The following is a 14918-nucleotide window of genomic DNA, read 5'->3' on the forward strand; positions in this document are numbered from 1 at the left end:
CAAGTTAAAGCATTACGCGGACAGCTTGAGCTTGCCGCTTGAGGCTTGCGGCTTATGGCTGTCCCTTTGTGGCGCGACGCTAAAAAGGCGCGGCAGTATACCGCGCCTCGGTGGTGGGGGCACATTGGCTTTTGGTCGGATGACCCTGTGGCGAGGGGATTTATCCCCGCTCGGCTGCGCAGCAGTCGTAAAACCTGTGAGCTCAGAGTGATTGACCGGTTGCAAGGGGCCACTTCGCAGCCCATCGAAGATAAATCCCCTCACCACAGGGACCTGGTGCAGGCATCAATGCAGCTCAATCAGGTCATGCATTTGACGTCAATTTTCGAGCCCGAAAATCGGTGGTCATTTAGCGACCGGCCCTCTAAAGTGGCATCCGGTCTGTAGAGTAGGACACTCGGTCAGCCTCCTATCGCACGGTGAGTCAACGATTGACCCATAACGCCATTCAACGCCTTTTGCTCAAACGCTTCGCCCTCGCTGCGGCCACCTACGGATTGGCTTTGCTGCTGCTGTGGCTGGCGTTTTTCACCGGGCATTATCAGCAATCTCTGAGTGGCGTGGCCATCGGCAGCGCCCTGGTGGTCATCAGTCAGGCGAGCCTTTTCGCCATGTTCTGGAGCGGGCGCAACCAGCGCTTCGCCGACCCCAGCCTGACCGAAGCGCAAGTGCTGATGGGCCTCGGCTGGCAGACGTGGCTGATCGCCCATGTCGACGAGGCACGCGGCGCGTTTCTGGTGTTTTATGTGCTGATCCTGCTGTTCGGCCTGTTCCATCTCACCCGACAGGTGTTCATCCGCTGCGCGCTGCTGGTGTTCTTCAGTTTCTCCGCGATTACCCTGTGGGACGCTTACCATTTCCGTCTGGCGGAGCCTGCGCTCGCGGCGTTGCAAGTGTGCATTCTGGCGATGGTTTTGGCGTGGCTGGTGCTTTACGCACGCTTTGTCCAGGTCTCGCGGCAACGTCAGCGTCAGCGCCGGTTTGCCTTGCAGGCGCATCAGGACACCCTGCGCGGGATGATGCGCCAGCTTGAGGATCTGGTGGCCACCGACGAACTGACCGGGCTGTTCAATCGCCGGCATTTCCTGCGCATCGCCTCGCGCGAGCTGAATGCGCTGGACAGCGACGTGATGCACGGGCTGGCGCTGATCGATCTGGACCACTTCAAACGCATCAACGATCTGCACGGCCACGCCGCCGGCGATCAGGTGTTGCAGGCGTTTGCCGGTGTGGCGCAAGCCTGCCTGCGCGACGGTGACGTGCTGGCGCGCTATGGTGGCGAGGAGTTCGTGGTGCTGGTGCCCGACTGTGATGCTGAACGTCTGACCGCGTGTTGCGAGCGTTTGCGCATCGCCTTCAGCGAGGTGGAATTGATGGGCCTGCAAGTGCGCAACCTGAGCCTGTCGGCGGGCATGACCCTGCTGGCGGTCGGCGATGATCTGGACGAGGCGTTGCAGCGCGCCGATCAGGCGTTGTACCGGGCCAAGCGTGACGGGCGCAATCGCTGTGCCGCCGCGTGGGAGAACGTCGATGCCTGAATTGCGTGTCGGTGATCGGCAGTGGACGGTTGAGGCGGGCAGCAATCTGCTCGATGCCCTCAACCACAACGGCGTCGCCGTGCCCTACAGCTGCCGCGCCGGCAGTTGCCATGCCTGTCTGGTGCAATGCGTGCAAGGCCTGCCCAGCGACAGCCGTCCGGACGCCTTGAGTGCCGAGCAACGTCAGGACGGGTGGCGCCTGGCCTGTCAGTGTCAGGTGGTCGAAGACTTGCAGGTACACACCTTCGACCCGATCAGCGACGGTCGCCCGGCCTTGGTCGAAGCGCTGGACTGGCTCAGCGATAGCGTTCTGCGCCTGCGCCTGACCCCGCAGCGGCCATTGCGCTACAGCGCCGGCCAGCATCTGGTGTTGTGGATCGGCCACATCGCCCGGCCTTACTCGCTGGCGAGCCTGCCGCAAGAAGACCGCTTTCTTGAGTTTCACCTCGACTGCCGCCAGCCCGGCGAATTCGTCGATGCCGCCCGCAAGCTGCAAATCGGCGACTCGATCCGCCTCGGCGAACTGCGCGGCGGCGCCTTGCATTACGATGCGGACTGGCACGCCCGGTCGCTATGGCTGCTGGCCGCCGGTACCGGTTTAGGTCCGTTGTTCGGTGTGCTGCGCGAAGCCTTGCGTCAGGATCACCAAGGCGCCATCCGCGTCATTCACCTGGCCCATGACGAACGCGAACACTATCTGGCCAAACCCCTTGCCGCATTGGCCGCGCAGCGGGAAAACCTCAGTGTCGAGCTGTGGACCGCGGCCGAGTCGGCCGCCGCTTTGGCGCAACTGCGCCTTGTTTCCCGGCAGACCCTGGCCTTAGTCTGCGGCTCGACGGCCAGTGTCGACGCCTTCGCCAAGCGTCTGTACCTGGCCGGATTGCCGCGCAATCAACTGCTGGCCGACGTGTTTGTGAGCCGTGGTTGAGCGCTGATTTTCAGACGCGAGACACGCCATGACCGAAGCCATCCTGCTGGAACGCGAACGCGGTTTGCTGACCTTGCGCCTCAACCGCCCGGACAAGAAAAACGCCCTGACCCGCGCCATGTACAGCCGCCTCGCCGAGGCGCTGAAACAGGCCAACGATGACCCGCAAATCAATGCCGTGCTGATCAGCGGCAGCGCCGAGTGCTTCACCGCCGGCAACGACATTGCCGACTTCCTCGAGCAACCGCCGAGCGACCTCGACAGCCCGGTGTTTCACTTCATGCTTAACCTGCTCGAATGCCGCAAACCAGTGATCGCCGCAGTCGCCGGTGCAGCGGTAGGCATCGGCACGACGATGTTGCTGCACTGCGATCTGGTCTATGTCAGCCGCGACGCCAGGCTGCGCATGCCGTTCGTCAACCTCGGATTGTGTCCCGAATTCGGTTCCAGCCTGATCCTGCCGCGTTTGCTCGGGCAGGCGAAAGCGGCTGAGTTATTGCTGCTTGGGGAAGGCTTTAACGGCGAACAGGCTGTGCAGTGGGGGATCGCCACACAAGCGCTGGACAGCGGTGAAGCGGCGTTGAGCAAGGCGCGAGAAGTGGCGCTGCGGTTTGATGAATTGCCGGCCGAAGCGGTGCGCATCAGCAAGCAATTGATGCGAGCGCCGGATCGGGATCTGGTGCGCAAGGTGATCGAGGAGGAGGGTGCGTTGTTCACCCAGCGCCTGCGTTCGCCGGAGGCGGTGGCGGCGTTGAGCGAGTTTTTCGGTGAAGGTCAAGACGCCTTCGCGAGCAGGCTCGCTCCCACGGGGGAACGCATTTCAAAGTTGGGAGCGAGCCTGCTCGCGAAAGGGGTTGACCAGACCATAAAACTCTCAATCAGGGGCAGCCGGTAAACTCGTCGCCAGGTCACTCGATCAACCCACGGCCGACGCATTGAACCTGTTGCCCGTCGACTTGCCTTTGGCCGAGGAACGTCATTTTACCTTCACCGATTGCAACCCCAGTCCAGATCCCCCTCTCCAGGTCGAACACTCGCCAGCCTTTGCCATCCGCAAAATCCGTATCCAATTTGCCGTCATCGGTGAATCTGGCAATAACATGGTTAAAACCAGAGGACACTTGACTCAGCCCGGCAACAAGTATGTGTCCGCTGCTCTGGATGGACGCGTCAAGCCATAAGGTGTCAATGCCTTGCAGTCTGCTCAGAAGTGGTTTGCCTGCGTTGAACTGGGTGTTGGGTTTGCCGTCGGATTCCCGGCTGATCAATACGCCATGGTGTGCAGGCTCCGTATACCCAACGGATAACAGCCGCTTATTCGTCTGCCCGATAACTTTCAAGACATTGACGCTCAGCGAGTTCTCTATCGGATCCATCACTTCAAAGCCATCAACGGCGAACGAGTCATCAATTTTCCCGGTAGCAGTCAAGCGGTTGAGTACTGCCCGGTAAGGATGATTGCCACGTACACAGCCCGCGAGCACGTAGGTCCCATCCTGTTTTGCCAATAGATCGTATAGCTCCGTGTGAGTGAAATTCGGGTGGAGAACATAGGCGATTTCTCCCTCGTTAAATTCAATATCCCGTGTGCCGTCAGGCAAGAGCCGAATGACGGCTGTCGCCACTTTGTTTCCATCCCGATCTACGGTGGTATGCAATACGATCTTGCCGTCAGGCAGAACGGTCGACCGCTGGCTACCGGTTTTTGAGTTCGCTGCGTTGGGTAGTTGCTGGTGCTTCTGATGTGCCGTGTCGTCATCCGAGAGGTAAACGGCGACTTTGCCGGTTTTGTTGAATGCCGGATCAAGGTTGCCAGCGACGTCGAGACGCGCGACCCCTATGGCACGCTTGAGGTTAGCCTGAAAGAAATTGCCGATGAGCAGCAGTTTGCCGTCGGCCTGCTCCACTATTTCGTTAGCGAAGGAATGCGATCCTTCTCCGTCCTCAAATTGACCGGTTACGTAGCCACTCTGGCCAAATTGAGTGTCGTGTACGCCGTTGCTATCCAGTCTGATCAAGTAGTAGGCATCACCGTTCGATTGGCCTACGCTCCCCGCGATATAGGTGCGCCCTGATTTGTCGACCATCACCCCCCGCAGGACAAGGTTTCCTGAAAAATCGGGAGGTTTTTTCGGAGTGGCAACGCCCTGATTGCCAAACGTTGGATCGAATTTACCTGGCGAGATGTTTGCCGCAACGTCCATCTTCAATCCTCCTTGATCACGAGTCGTGTCCAGTCTTGAGTGATTGGGTGGTGCAGTAGCACGCTAGTCAAGAATGGCTCTTGCAACAACTGACAGAACTGACAGTTGACGTTCTGTGAAAACTGGTTTTCAGCGACATGCAGGCAACAAAAAGCCCCGCCATTCACATGGCGGGGCTTTTTGCGTTTCAGCGGCCGGTCACTCAGACCTGCGGATCACCGACATGCAGGATCTTCATGCCGTTGGTGCCGCCAGTGGTGTGGTAGCTGTCGCCCTTGGTCAGGATGACCCAGTCGCCTTTTTCCACGACGCTGCGCTTGGTCAGTTCGTCGATGGCTTTCTGGCTGACTTCGTGCGGTTCCAGCGAGGCCGGGTCGAACGGGATGGTGTAGACGCCACGGAACATCGCCGCGCGGGCCTGGGCTTCGCGGTGCGGGGTGAACGCGTAGATCGGCACCGAGGAGCGGATACGCGACATGATCAGCGGGGTGAAGCCGCTTTCAGTCAACGCGATGATCGCTTTGACGCCCGGGAAGTGGTTGGCGGTGTACATGGTCGCCAGCGCAATGCTCTCGTCGCAGCGGCTGAATTCCTTGCCGATGCGGTGGCTGGAGGTCTTGCCGGTCGGGTGCTTCTCGGCGCCGACGCAGATGCGCGCCATCGCCTGCACGGCTTCCAGCGGGTAGAGACCAGCGGCGGATTCGGCCGAGAGCATCACGGCGTCGGTGTAGTCGAGCACGGCGTTGGCCACGTCGGACACTTCGGCGCGGGTCGGCATCGGGTTCTGGATCATCGACTCCATCATCTGCGTCGCTACGATCACGGCCTTGTTGTGGCGACGTGCGTGCAGAATGATTTTCTTCTGAATGCCCACCAGCTCGGCGTCGCCGATTTCCACACCGAGGTCGCCACGGGCAACCATCACTGCGTCGGAGGCCTTGATCAGGCCATCGAGGGTTTCGTCGTCGGCTACGGCTTCGGCGCGTTCGATCTTCGCCACCAGCCAGGCTGTGCCGCCGGCTTCGTCGCGCAGTTGACGGGCGTATTCCATGTCGGCGGCGTCACGCGGGAAGGACACTGCGAGGTAGTCGACTTCCATTTCGGCGGCGAGCTTGATGTCGGCCTTGTCTTTTTCAGTCAGGGCCGGGGCAGTCAGACCACCACCGCGACGGTTGATGCCTTTGTGGTCGGACAGCGGGCCGCCGATGGTCACCACGCAATGCAGCTCGGTGGCAGTGGCGGTTTCAACACGCATCACCACGCGGCCGTCGTCGAGCAGCAGCTCGTCGCCCACGCCGCAGTCCTTGACCAGATCCGGGTAGTCGATGCCGACCACTTGCTGGTTGCCTTCGGTCAACGGATGGCTGGTGGAGAAGGTGAACTTGTCACCGATCTTCAGCTCGATCTTCTTGTTGGCGAATTTGGCGATACGGATTTTCGGGCCTTGCAGGTCGCCGAGCAGGGCGACGAAGCGGCCGTGCTTGGCAGCGAGGTCACGCACCAGTTTCGCGCGAGCCTTGTGCTCGTCGGGGGTGCCGTGGGAGAAGTTCAGACGGGCAACGTCCAGACCAGCCAGAATCAGCTGTTCGAGAACTTCCGGCGAGTTACTGGCCGGGCCAAGGGTAGCGACGATTTTGGTACGACGGACGGACATGCAAAGACTCCTGAGTTCAAGCGCAGGCAGAGGCTACTATGCTCGAAGGGTGTAGTCATTGTTCGAATGCACTACTTATCGTTTTCTTTATTGAACGTGGCAACTTCGGGACAAACGCGCCTGAAGATTTTCGACCAGGGGTCGATACAGAGCACAAGACAGGAGAACCCCCATGCGATTGTTGCCCATTGCCGCCCTTGCCCTCAGCGTCCTCGCCGCGACGGGCTGCACCCGTTGGTCGATGAACCATCATTTGAACAACGCCTACAGCGCCTATGAACGTGGCAATTGCGAGCAGGTCATGCTTGAACTGTCCAAAGTAGAACGTGCCAGCCGCGCCCGCCCGTACGTGTGGCCGGAAGTGTCGATGATGCGCGGCCAGTGCCTGGAACGGCAGAAGCTGTACATCGACGCGGTGCAGACCTACCAGTTCATCATCGCTTCGTACCCCAACAGCGAATACGCCTACCGCGCCCGCGCGCGTCTGGAAACCTTGCAGAGCCTGGGCCATTACCCGACACGCAGCGCCGCTGCGGTGGTGCGGCCGACACGCTTCTGACGGTACTGTCGTACAAAATCTGGCCGTCTGTACAAGCTCCGCTATAGTCAAGTAAACCGCTTGCGAGGCTTGTCTCGACGGCGGCGCAACACCTGCGACTGGCAGTGGTAAAAGTGACGGCGATTGTCGCGACCGTCACACCGGAAGCGGGGAGAGCGGGCCTGCCTAAAGGCTCGTTCCGAAGCACAGGTGCGGCTCCTTGCGGAGCCCTGCATGGCGTACAGCACATCATGTTTACCGACCGCCGGATCGAACGGCACCAGTTGCCGTATTACCTCAGAGTGTTCAATAGCATTACCGACAAACCCGTCGGCTTTCTCGGCAACGTGTCTGCGGACGGGCTGATGCTGATCAGCCAGTTGCCGATGATGATCGGCGCAGATTTCCAGTTACGCCTCAAAGTCCCGGCCCGCGATGGCAGCCAGCAAGTTATCGATTTCAGCGCCTGCTGCGTGTGGTGCCATGAAGACGCCACACCGCTGCATTACGACGCAGGTTTCATCCTGCGGCGTGCGCCGGCGGAGTTCGGCGAGCTGGTGCTGGCGCTGAAGCAGTACTTCAGTTTTCAGCCGTTGCCGGCTTCTGCCTGAACAGCAAAAGATCGCAGCCTGCGGCAGCTCCTACAGGGGAACGCATTCCAGATGTAGGAGCTGCCGCAGGCTGCGATCTTTTGATCTTGACATCACGCCACCGCGATCGCCCGCTCCTGATCCAGCGCCTTCTCCGCCAGCAATAACCCCATCTCGCTCAACTGATAGATCGCCATCGCCAGATGTCGCGGCTTGTCCTCGAGGCTGTCCGCCAAGTCGAGCAGCAGAATGCTGACCGAAGAAAAGGTTTCGTAGGTTTGAATGGCCATCGCTTCGGGGTTGATGTCGGGCGCGACCATGAACATCTGCATGCCGCGATCGACGGAATTGCACGACGGCGCAGCGCCGGGTTTTTTCAGGTAGTGATCGAGGGCTTTTTCAGCGGCCTCGTGGAGTCTGGTGGAATCGGGGGAAGCGTAGGGGGAGGTCGAGTCTTCGGTTTCAGGGGGATTGGGTGTTGGTTTGATCATGGTGATAACCCTTGGTTGGGGCCTTCACCCCTCGCGACTAAACGAAAGGGTGGCGGCTGGACGCAGGTTAGTCGACCGGGGGTATCACCAAAAACCGGCGCGCCGAAGCGCCCTGCGTACAGCCACCATCGAGTGCGGGGATAGGGATTACCCGACTGGATGACGCTTATACACCTTGATGACAAACCCCCGGGCGACTAAACCCGACCACTGATTGGCAGCGGCACGGATCACGTTACGGGGCAGCTTCAAAGCGCACAAGCCGGCGGATTCTGAGTGATGTGTAGGCAACGGCGCAACCTGATGTAGCCGCGTGTTAACGGCTGAAGGACGTCAGCATGTTGCAGTGTGGGAATAGTTACCGTTGATCGGGACTGTCAGGTTTTACAGGTGTGCTCGCTTGGGCCGTTGTGGCTTTCTGCACCGAACGAACCAGTGCCCCCGGGGGTTTCATGACTGACGATACTGAACAATTGCCCGAAGGCATTACCTTGATAATTGATCAGCCCGCCAATGGCGCTGTAATCGACGTGAGCCAGACAACTATTTCCGGCAGAGGTCTCATCTGGAACGAAGATGTGCGTATTACGATCACCGGGAACTTCACGCCGCTCAGGTTCACGACCCACGCGAGTCAGGGTGTGTGGAGCTTTACGTTGCCGCATTACATGCCTGCTGGCGCTGTCGGTATAACGGCCTTCAGCGTGATCTATGAAACAGCGGTCTCGGTCACCACACAGTTTCCCGCGCCGATCATCGAACCGCAGGAAGGTACTGGCAGCCAAGTCAACGGTAGCGGTCTGCCTGATACTCGAATCGAAGTAACAGGAACTGGCGCAGGCGAGAAGCACGCTTTCGGAATAACTACCGTCGCACGTGATGGCAGGTGGAACTCCCCAGCTTGGCTGCCGGGTTTCGAGCCTGACGATAGAGATTACGAATATGTTGCTCTGGCGCGCTTTTCTATCGGGAATCAAACATACACTTCAGAAAAATCCTTACCGCAAACCTACACCTCTGGATTACGCATACCAGTCATTGAATTACCACGGCCGGGTGATATCCAGGATGTGGCTTTTTCGCTTTCCGGCACTGCTGGCGTAGTTGGTGCAACTGTGAAGGCATTCATCGATTTCACAGACGTGCAGGTAGGGCAAAGTGGCAAGTTGACTGAAGAGGAGTGGGTTGTCCCATTGAACCTGGAACCGGGTGTTCATTCGCTGACGGTGTACCAGGATAATGGCATTTTGAAGTCAAAACGTAGCGTCGCAAGGGCTGTAAAAATCCGTCCCATGCAATTGCCAGCGCCCTCTGTAGTCTTTCTTCCTGATGGCGAAATACGGTTTTCCGGTACTGGCCTCACCGATGCGATGGTCGATATCAAAATCCTCGGCGGCCCGGGCGGAACGGAGCCTGTATCGGTAAAAGTAGCAGGGGGAAATTGGGAAACAACAGCGCTGGACTGGAAGCCGGGCGACTTCCAATTGAGTGCCCGACAACGAGTCCCCGACAACAGCGGCGGCTGGATCGAATCATTGCCACTTCTCTTCACGCTCAGCAAGGAATTACAACCTGTCAGAGAGGTTACTGATGACGGCGAGTATCAACCCACCTTCAGCGGCGAAGGGGTCGACCGCGCTACCGTCAGCCTTTTTGCCGGAGCCGAAATAGCTACGCCTGTTGTCGTCAGAAACAGGCTGTGGTCCACGCAGGCTCTGGAATCCTGGGGGCCGACGAACAAACGGAAAATATCGATCCGACAAGAGCTGGACGGTTCTGAAGGCTGGATGGAGTATGAAATCAGCATCCTGCCTCGCGAACCCGGTCTCGATGTCCCTCCCGAGAACGGGCTCACGCCGATCTTCAGCGGTACCTGCTTCCCCGGCGCGTTGGTGAACATCACGTTCAGCGACAGCGGCTCCTCGTTTGCAGCGACGGTCACCGGGGAAACCTGGACCTTCCGGCGCCCGACTCCATTTACGGATGGGGTGCGCTACACCATCGAAGCGAAGCAGACAGTCGTCGGACTCACATCGAAGCCGGGCTCCCTGACGTTCACGGTCTACAGGGAACGGCTCAAACCCGCGATCAGAACGCCGCTGCCCGAACAGGAAACGGACAGTGATCTGACGGTGACCGGTGACTTCGGCATGGCAGGCGCTTCGATGCAGCTTTGGGACGCGCAGGAAGGCAAGCGCTTGGGTGAGCCCGTGATTCTCGGGCAGGACGGCCCGTGGTCTGTGTCGCTCACCGGACTCGCCATCAAGACATGGTTCATCACCGCGCAGCAAACCCTCAACGACCGGGCCTCACCAGACAGTGAGGTGCGCCAATTCGACGTCGTCGTCATGCCGCCCGAGTTCGTGCGGCCGCTTCCTGGAGGCGATCTGACGCGCACGGCAGTTCTGTCGGGTACAGGTCGGCGAGACGGGTTGGTTACCGTTTGGCGCCGCGGGCTCGATGAGCCGCTGTTGCGCGATGTCCAGATCGGTGTGAACGGTACGTGGGAAGCCAGCGTTGTGCTGGAGGTCGGAGACGAAATCCTTTGGGCAACTCAGACGTTCGAGGGAAAAACGTCAAAACCCGGCCCTGACGTGCCGTGTCGGGTCGTACCCGTCGCGCCGATGCCCGAATCACCCACTCCCGAAGAATTCCTTGGCGCTACGGTGACGGTGTCCGGGTTCGGCGTTTCTGGTGACCTGATCACGCTCAAGCGCGGAGAATACGTATTGGGCACGGCCCCGGTGCTTGACGACGCGAGCTGGTCAATCCCGGCAACGCTGGAGCTACCCGATGGGGCGGTGACATTGAGCGTTGTGGCCTCCAAGGGTGAGTTTCATTCTGTCCCCAGCGAGTGGGAGAGTCAGGTGAGGCTTTTCCTTCCGCAATTCACATACCCAAGGCCAGGTTCTTGGGTTTCTCCGGTGGCGGCCTTCACGGGCTCGGGCAGACCGGGCACGGGAATGCTGATGAGCTGGTACAACCCGGATGTCGTGCTTGCCGGCCCCGTTGCGGTCACTGACGCCGGCTGGACAGCTACGCCGGCGGAGCCGCTGCCCATCGGCGCCCAATGGTGCCGTTTCCGGCAAACGTCCAGCACAGGGACGCCGATGTCAGACGATGCAGAAAGCGGGCGTTTTGATGTGCCGGCCGAGTCGCCTGACCATTCTCACAGGTAGTTCCGATAAACGGTCATGAGGACTGTCATTTATGACAGTAGACCGTTGCTGTGCTGGAGCGTTGAATGGGCGTATCAGCCGGTGCCGGTGAGGTTGCTCGCCAGCGCACATCACCTGTTCAAGGACTGACAGCATGACCATGAAAAATACCGCGAAACGCCCCAGCCTGGAGTTGTTCGAGCAGGTCTTCGGCGAGCAGCAGAGCCAGGAAAATCTCGCCGGTCTGAGAAACTGGCTGGAAAGCGGCGGCTCGATTTTTCCCTTGGTGGAAAAGGGGCCCGTGGGACTGGCCAGAGACTTTGGAATCAGCATCGAGGAGGCGAGGAGGTTTCTGCGTCGGGCCAATGCTCTGGCCATTTATCTGCGCCGGCAGTTTATCGAGCAGTCATTGACCGCCCAGGCTCGACCGGCACCTTACGCGGCGGGGGGGTTCAATACCGGGCCCAATTACGAGCTTTTGTTCAGCCCGGCATATGACCAGTTCGCACCCGTTGGCGCGCTTGAAGATGCCACGGGAGTAGTCGCCTATCTGGTAGAACTGTGGAGGTGGGTCGAGAACAACGTCGAAAAATATGGTAACCCCGATGAGGCGATCGGCACGATTCCACTCCATACGCGTCGTGCCGATATCAAGGAATTAGCCATCGACCACAACGCGATGCACCAGACGGTTTCTGCTGTCAACATTATCATCAAGGTGCTGGAAAGGTTTATCGACAAAACAGAGTTGGAGCTGGAAGACGCCTTGATCCAGCGGCGCTACCCCAATGGTCTGCCGTATTTCAAGCACTGGGCAACCATCAATGCGGTGGTTGCTGATCGCGGTCTTTCAGTGGGACATTTTGCCCGCTGGACAGATATCGAATACCCCAACTTTCTGATTCCGCACGCTTGGGATGACGATGCCGGCCGTGCGCTGGCTCATGCCTCGCGGCTGGGGCCGTTCCAGCGAGAATTGTTGACCGAGGACCTCATTCCCGACGACGTCGACACTGACATCAGAGAGGCATTCTACTTTAGGAATTACGGTACAACCGGGTTGGACTGGCAGAACCTCAATCAAGTGGCCTTTTTCGCTCAGCGCACCAGACTGGATGCCGAAGGAGTGGAGGCTTTTCTGTCGATTCGTCGTTATGCACCAACACGGTCGGCTAACGTGAAAATCTATGGGCCGACCGACGATCAGGAAAGCGAGCGTTCCGGTTCGGTGTACATCAACGGCGGCGAATCACCCGCCGTCAGTGTCAATTACGAAAATCTTCTGCACCGTTTGAGCGAATCCCCCATGGTCCCGGGGCGATACGACCGGATGAACCGCAAGCGGCGCCTGGATCTATGGCTGAAGCTGCCTCCCGAGGAGGTGGACTCGCTGCTGGTGGCCGCTTTCAATGCCGAGTGGGCCGGCATCCCGGATGCCCCTGACAAACCCGAGAAACCCGCCATCCGGCTGACCGACCATACCGTGCATGCGTTGGGGTTGTTCCAGACCCTGCGTGAAGGCTTCGACTGCAAGGCTGCGGATTTCGCGGTGTTCATCGACAAGTTCTCGATCTATGGCCGCGGGCAGGCACCTTCACAATTCGATCAGATCTTCAATAACGTCCAGGGCGACTACCGCGATCCATTGCTGCTTGATAACGGCGAGTTTCCATTGCTGCCGGCGCAAGGTGTGCCGGAAATTACCGTCAGCCGAATCTGCAGCGCGCTGGAAATCGACCTGCAGACATACCAGTATCTGGCGCTGGCGATTGCCCGTGCCCATGGCCGAACCAACACGCTCGTGCGCAGCCCGGAGATTCTGTCGGCGTTTTACCGACTGGTGAAATTGCCACGCTTGTTGGGCATGACGCCTGTCGAGGGGCTGTTGATGCTCATGTTGCTTGGCCGGGAGGCTTGGGCTGACGGTCTGGCGGGCGTTCCGGTGATCAAAGGAGAACCCGCGGCCGGTGACACTGTGCCCGATGTACTGAACCTCATTTCGGCATTGGCTGCATGCCGGTACTGGTGTGGAACGCGCGATTTACCGGTGCTGTGGATGCTGCAGCAGGTGGCGGATCCTCAGGTGTCCAATGTGGCGGACGAGCCTGAACTGCGTTTGTTCGAGCAGGTCCGCAATTTGCTCGGCGAGGCATTGTTGACTCATACCGGTTTCCTGACCGCCGGCGTGCCCGCGCTGGTAGGCCGCAACTGGACGGATCTGCTGTCTTCGCTGACCGACCCTTTGGGCCTGGTGAAATCTCGAGACGGAACCGATGACCAATACGTTGGCTTCGCCAGGGTGGAACTCGACAAAGCGGTCAGGGAGGGGCTGGATGAAGATGACATCAGCGTGCGTACTCCCATTGTCGAGCTCATGCTCACGGTTCTGCTGCAGGCGCGTGCCGCTCAGCTTTCGGTCGCTCGTGAATGTCTGGCTGTTTATACCGGGCTCGATGCAGAGCGGGCGCTGAGGGTTTTGAACTGGGCAGATTCGAGCGTTTATGAGCTGTTGGTCAGAATTGTCGAGCATGCGGGAGACGACTGGGCACTGTCACGCGGCCTGACGGAGGAATCTCTTGATCCTTTGTTTTCATTGCTGGCTGACATGCGTCGGCGCAGCGCTGTCGTGGCCGAACTCGACATCAGCCTCGAAACACTGGATGCGCTTCTCGATTACGGGCTCAACGATTGGTGGGAGCAGGATCAGCCCCATGACTTTAGCGTCGCTACCCTGTATTACCTGACGGTTCTGACTCATGCCTTGAAGATCAGCGAGCAGCCTCATACCGAGATGCTTGAGTACCTGAGGCAGATCAGGGAATGGGGTGATCCGAAGGATTTATCCACCGATGCGCTGCGCCTGGCGCAGCAGGCATCGGAAGTCTGGCTGGCACGGTTCTTCGACTGGAGCGAGCAGGAGGTGCATGAGTGCATCGGTCGGATCGACCCGCAATATGGACTCTTGAAGAACCTCAAGCAGCTCGACTTATTGGTTCGGGTGCTCGAACTCGCTGCCCATACCAATATGGATGCGCTGACCATTTTTCTGCTGGGGACGCTGCCCGAGGCCGTCGACAAGGCTTTTTACAAAAGCGCTGCCGAGCATGCCTCATTGAGCCTGTCGGAAACGGCGCCTGCAGTTCGCCTATCCGCAGAGCTTCGCGCGCCGCTCATCAACATGCAGATCGAGGTGGATAACACCGAGGTGATTGCCGGTAGTCCAGGCCAGATCATTTTCACTATCAAGCTGACTGACCAGGATGGCAAACCGCTCAGCGGTGTGGTCATTCGCGGACAGGCCAGTCTCGGCACGCTGGTCATTGGCAAAACCCAGCCAATAACGGGTATCGCCACGGCAACCTACACGCCTGGAAAAGTCATGGGGGCTGAGCGTCCCCTGTTCTGGGTGCCATTGATCACGCCGCAGGAGGGGCCGCTCATCCAGTTGACCGACGACGGTCTGCTCCTGGATTTCCCCTCAGCCTTCATGTCCAGAGTACCCACGAGCGTGGTTCCAGAACGGCAAGCGGTCGAGTTGACCGCGGTTCTCATGGATAGCTTCGGCAATCTGGGCAAAAACCGCTGGGTGAGTTGGTCCGCAACAGCCATCGGTGACGAGCGTTTACTGGCCGTTGAGGTGGTAATTCAGCCCCAGCAGGGGCAGACCACTCAGCAAGGCGTTGCCCGAGCGGTTGTCTCAAGTCCCACCGGAGGCACATTCATTTGCAGGGTGCTCTCGGAAACCAGCGAAAAAAGTGTGGATTTTGAAGTGATTCGGTTCGCACCTCTTCCTGCTTCCGAATGAAGCATGACGTTT

General features: G+C 59.2%; 10 protein-coding genes. 7 read left to right on the forward strand and 3 right to left on the reverse strand.

Translation table 11 applies throughout. From position 1 onward, the window contains the following. The first annotated feature begins 431 nt into the window (after positions 1-431). From AB4N47_RS02715 to AB4N47_RS02725, 3 genes are read left to right on the forward strand one after another with little or no spacing between them, the layout of a single operon-like run. The gene (locus AB4N47_RS02715; protein ID WP_341638921.1) at positions 432-1538 is read left to right on the forward strand and encodes a GGDEF domain-containing protein; all 1107 of its coding nucleotides are present in this window, start codon (positions 432-434) and stop codon (positions 1536-1538) included. After that, the gene (locus AB4N47_RS02720) at positions 1531-2466 is read left to right on the forward strand and encodes an iron-sulfur-binding ferredoxin reductase (RefSeq protein WP_341638922.1); all 936 of its coding nucleotides are present in this window, start codon (positions 1531-1533) and stop codon (positions 2464-2466) included. The genes AB4N47_RS02715 and AB4N47_RS02720 overlap by 8 nt, the downstream gene beginning before the upstream one ends. A 28-nt stretch (positions 2467-2494) precedes the next feature. After that, complete coding sequence (locus AB4N47_RS02725; protein WP_460154409.1) at positions 2495-3361, forward strand: enoyl-CoA hydratase-related protein; 867 nt, start codon at positions 2495-2497, stop codon at positions 3359-3361. Positions 3362-3374: 13 nt separating this feature from the next. On the opposite strand, the gene AB4N47_RS02730 is transcribed toward AB4N47_RS02725, so the two are convergent. Both AB4N47_RS02730 and pyk read right to left on the reverse strand, forming a co-directional pair. Next, positions 3375-4670 carry a hypothetical protein gene (locus AB4N47_RS02730; RefSeq protein ID WP_341638924.1) on the reverse strand — a complete coding sequence of 432 codons (1296 nt, stop codon included), beginning with the start codon at positions 4668-4670 and terminating at the stop codon, positions 3375-3377. 202 nt (positions 4671-4872) lie between these two features. After that, positions 4873-6324 carry a pyruvate kinase gene (gene pyk / locus AB4N47_RS02735; protein WP_341638925.1) on the reverse strand — a complete coding sequence of 484 codons (1452 nt, stop codon included), beginning with the start codon at positions 6322-6324 and terminating at the stop codon, positions 4873-4875. A gap of 172 nt (positions 6325-6496) precedes the next feature. On the opposite strand from pyk, the gene AB4N47_RS02740 reads away from it, so the two are divergent. Next, a complete protein-coding gene (locus AB4N47_RS02740; RefSeq protein WP_016773461.1) occupies positions 6497-6883 on the forward strand; it encodes a tetratricopeptide repeat protein in 387 nt (128 codons plus the stop codon). A 230-nt stretch (positions 6884-7113) separates the two neighbouring features. Beyond that, complete coding sequence (locus AB4N47_RS02745; protein WP_125917092.1) at positions 7114-7473, forward strand: PilZ domain-containing protein; 360 nt, start codon at positions 7114-7116, stop codon at positions 7471-7473. A 92-nt stretch (positions 7474-7565) separates the two neighbouring features. On the opposite strand, the gene AB4N47_RS02750 is transcribed toward AB4N47_RS02745, so the two are convergent. Beyond that, complete coding sequence (locus AB4N47_RS02750; RefSeq protein ID WP_024014114.1) at positions 7566-7943, reverse strand: DUF6124 family protein; 378 nt, start codon at positions 7941-7943, stop codon at positions 7566-7568. Positions 7944-8395: 452 nt separating this feature from the next. On the opposite strand from AB4N47_RS02750, the gene AB4N47_RS02755 reads away from it, so the two are divergent. Continuing rightward, complete coding sequence (locus AB4N47_RS02755; RefSeq protein WP_341638926.1) at positions 8396-11122, forward strand: Ig-like domain-containing protein; 2727 nt, start codon at positions 8396-8398, stop codon at positions 11120-11122. Between the two features lie 133 nt (positions 11123-11255). Then, on the forward strand, positions 11256-14906 hold the full coding sequence (locus tag AB4N47_RS02760) for a Tc toxin subunit A (RefSeq protein WP_341638927.1): 3651 nt from the start codon (positions 11256-11258) through the stop codon (positions 14904-14906). The last annotated feature ends 12 nt before the right edge of the window (positions 14907-14918 follow it).

Source organism: Pseudomonas sp. S3_G06 (genome assembly GCF_054667565.1).

What these genes read in the sequence shown, in the direction of transcription:
- AB4N47_RS02720 (WP_341638922.1), top strand. Translation starts at nt 1,531, where the DNA reads ATGCCTGAATTGCGTGTCGGTGATCGGCAGTGGACGGTTGAGGCGGGC.
- AB4N47_RS02725 (WP_460154409.1), top strand. Translation starts at nt 2,495, where the DNA reads ATGACCGAAGCCATCCTGCTGGAACGCGAACGCGGTTTGCTGACCTTG.
- AB4N47_RS02730 (WP_341638924.1), bottom strand. Translation starts at nt 4,670, where the DNA reads ATGGACGTTGCGGCAAACATCTCGCCAGGTAAATTCGATCCAACGTTT.
- pyk (WP_341638925.1), bottom strand. Translation starts at nt 6,324, where the DNA reads ATGTCCGTCCGTCGTACCAAAATCGTCGCTACCCTTGGCCCGGCCAGT.
- AB4N47_RS02740 (WP_016773461.1), top strand. Translation starts at nt 6,497, where the DNA reads ATGCGATTGTTGCCCATTGCCGCCCTTGCCCTCAGCGTCCTCGCCGCG.
- AB4N47_RS02745 (WP_125917092.1), top strand. Translation starts at nt 7,114, where the DNA reads ATGTTTACCGACCGCCGGATCGAACGGCACCAGTTGCCGTATTACCTC.
- AB4N47_RS02750 (WP_024014114.1), bottom strand. Translation starts at nt 7,943, where the DNA reads ATGATCAAACCAACACCCAATCCCCCTGAAACCGAAGACTCGACCTCC.
- AB4N47_RS02755 (WP_341638926.1), top strand. Translation starts at nt 8,396, where the DNA reads ATGACTGACGATACTGAACAATTGCCCGAAGGCATTACCTTGATAATT.
- AB4N47_RS02760 (WP_341638927.1), top strand. Translation starts at nt 11,256, where the DNA reads ATGACCATGAAAAATACCGCGAAACGCCCCAGCCTGGAGTTGTTCGAG.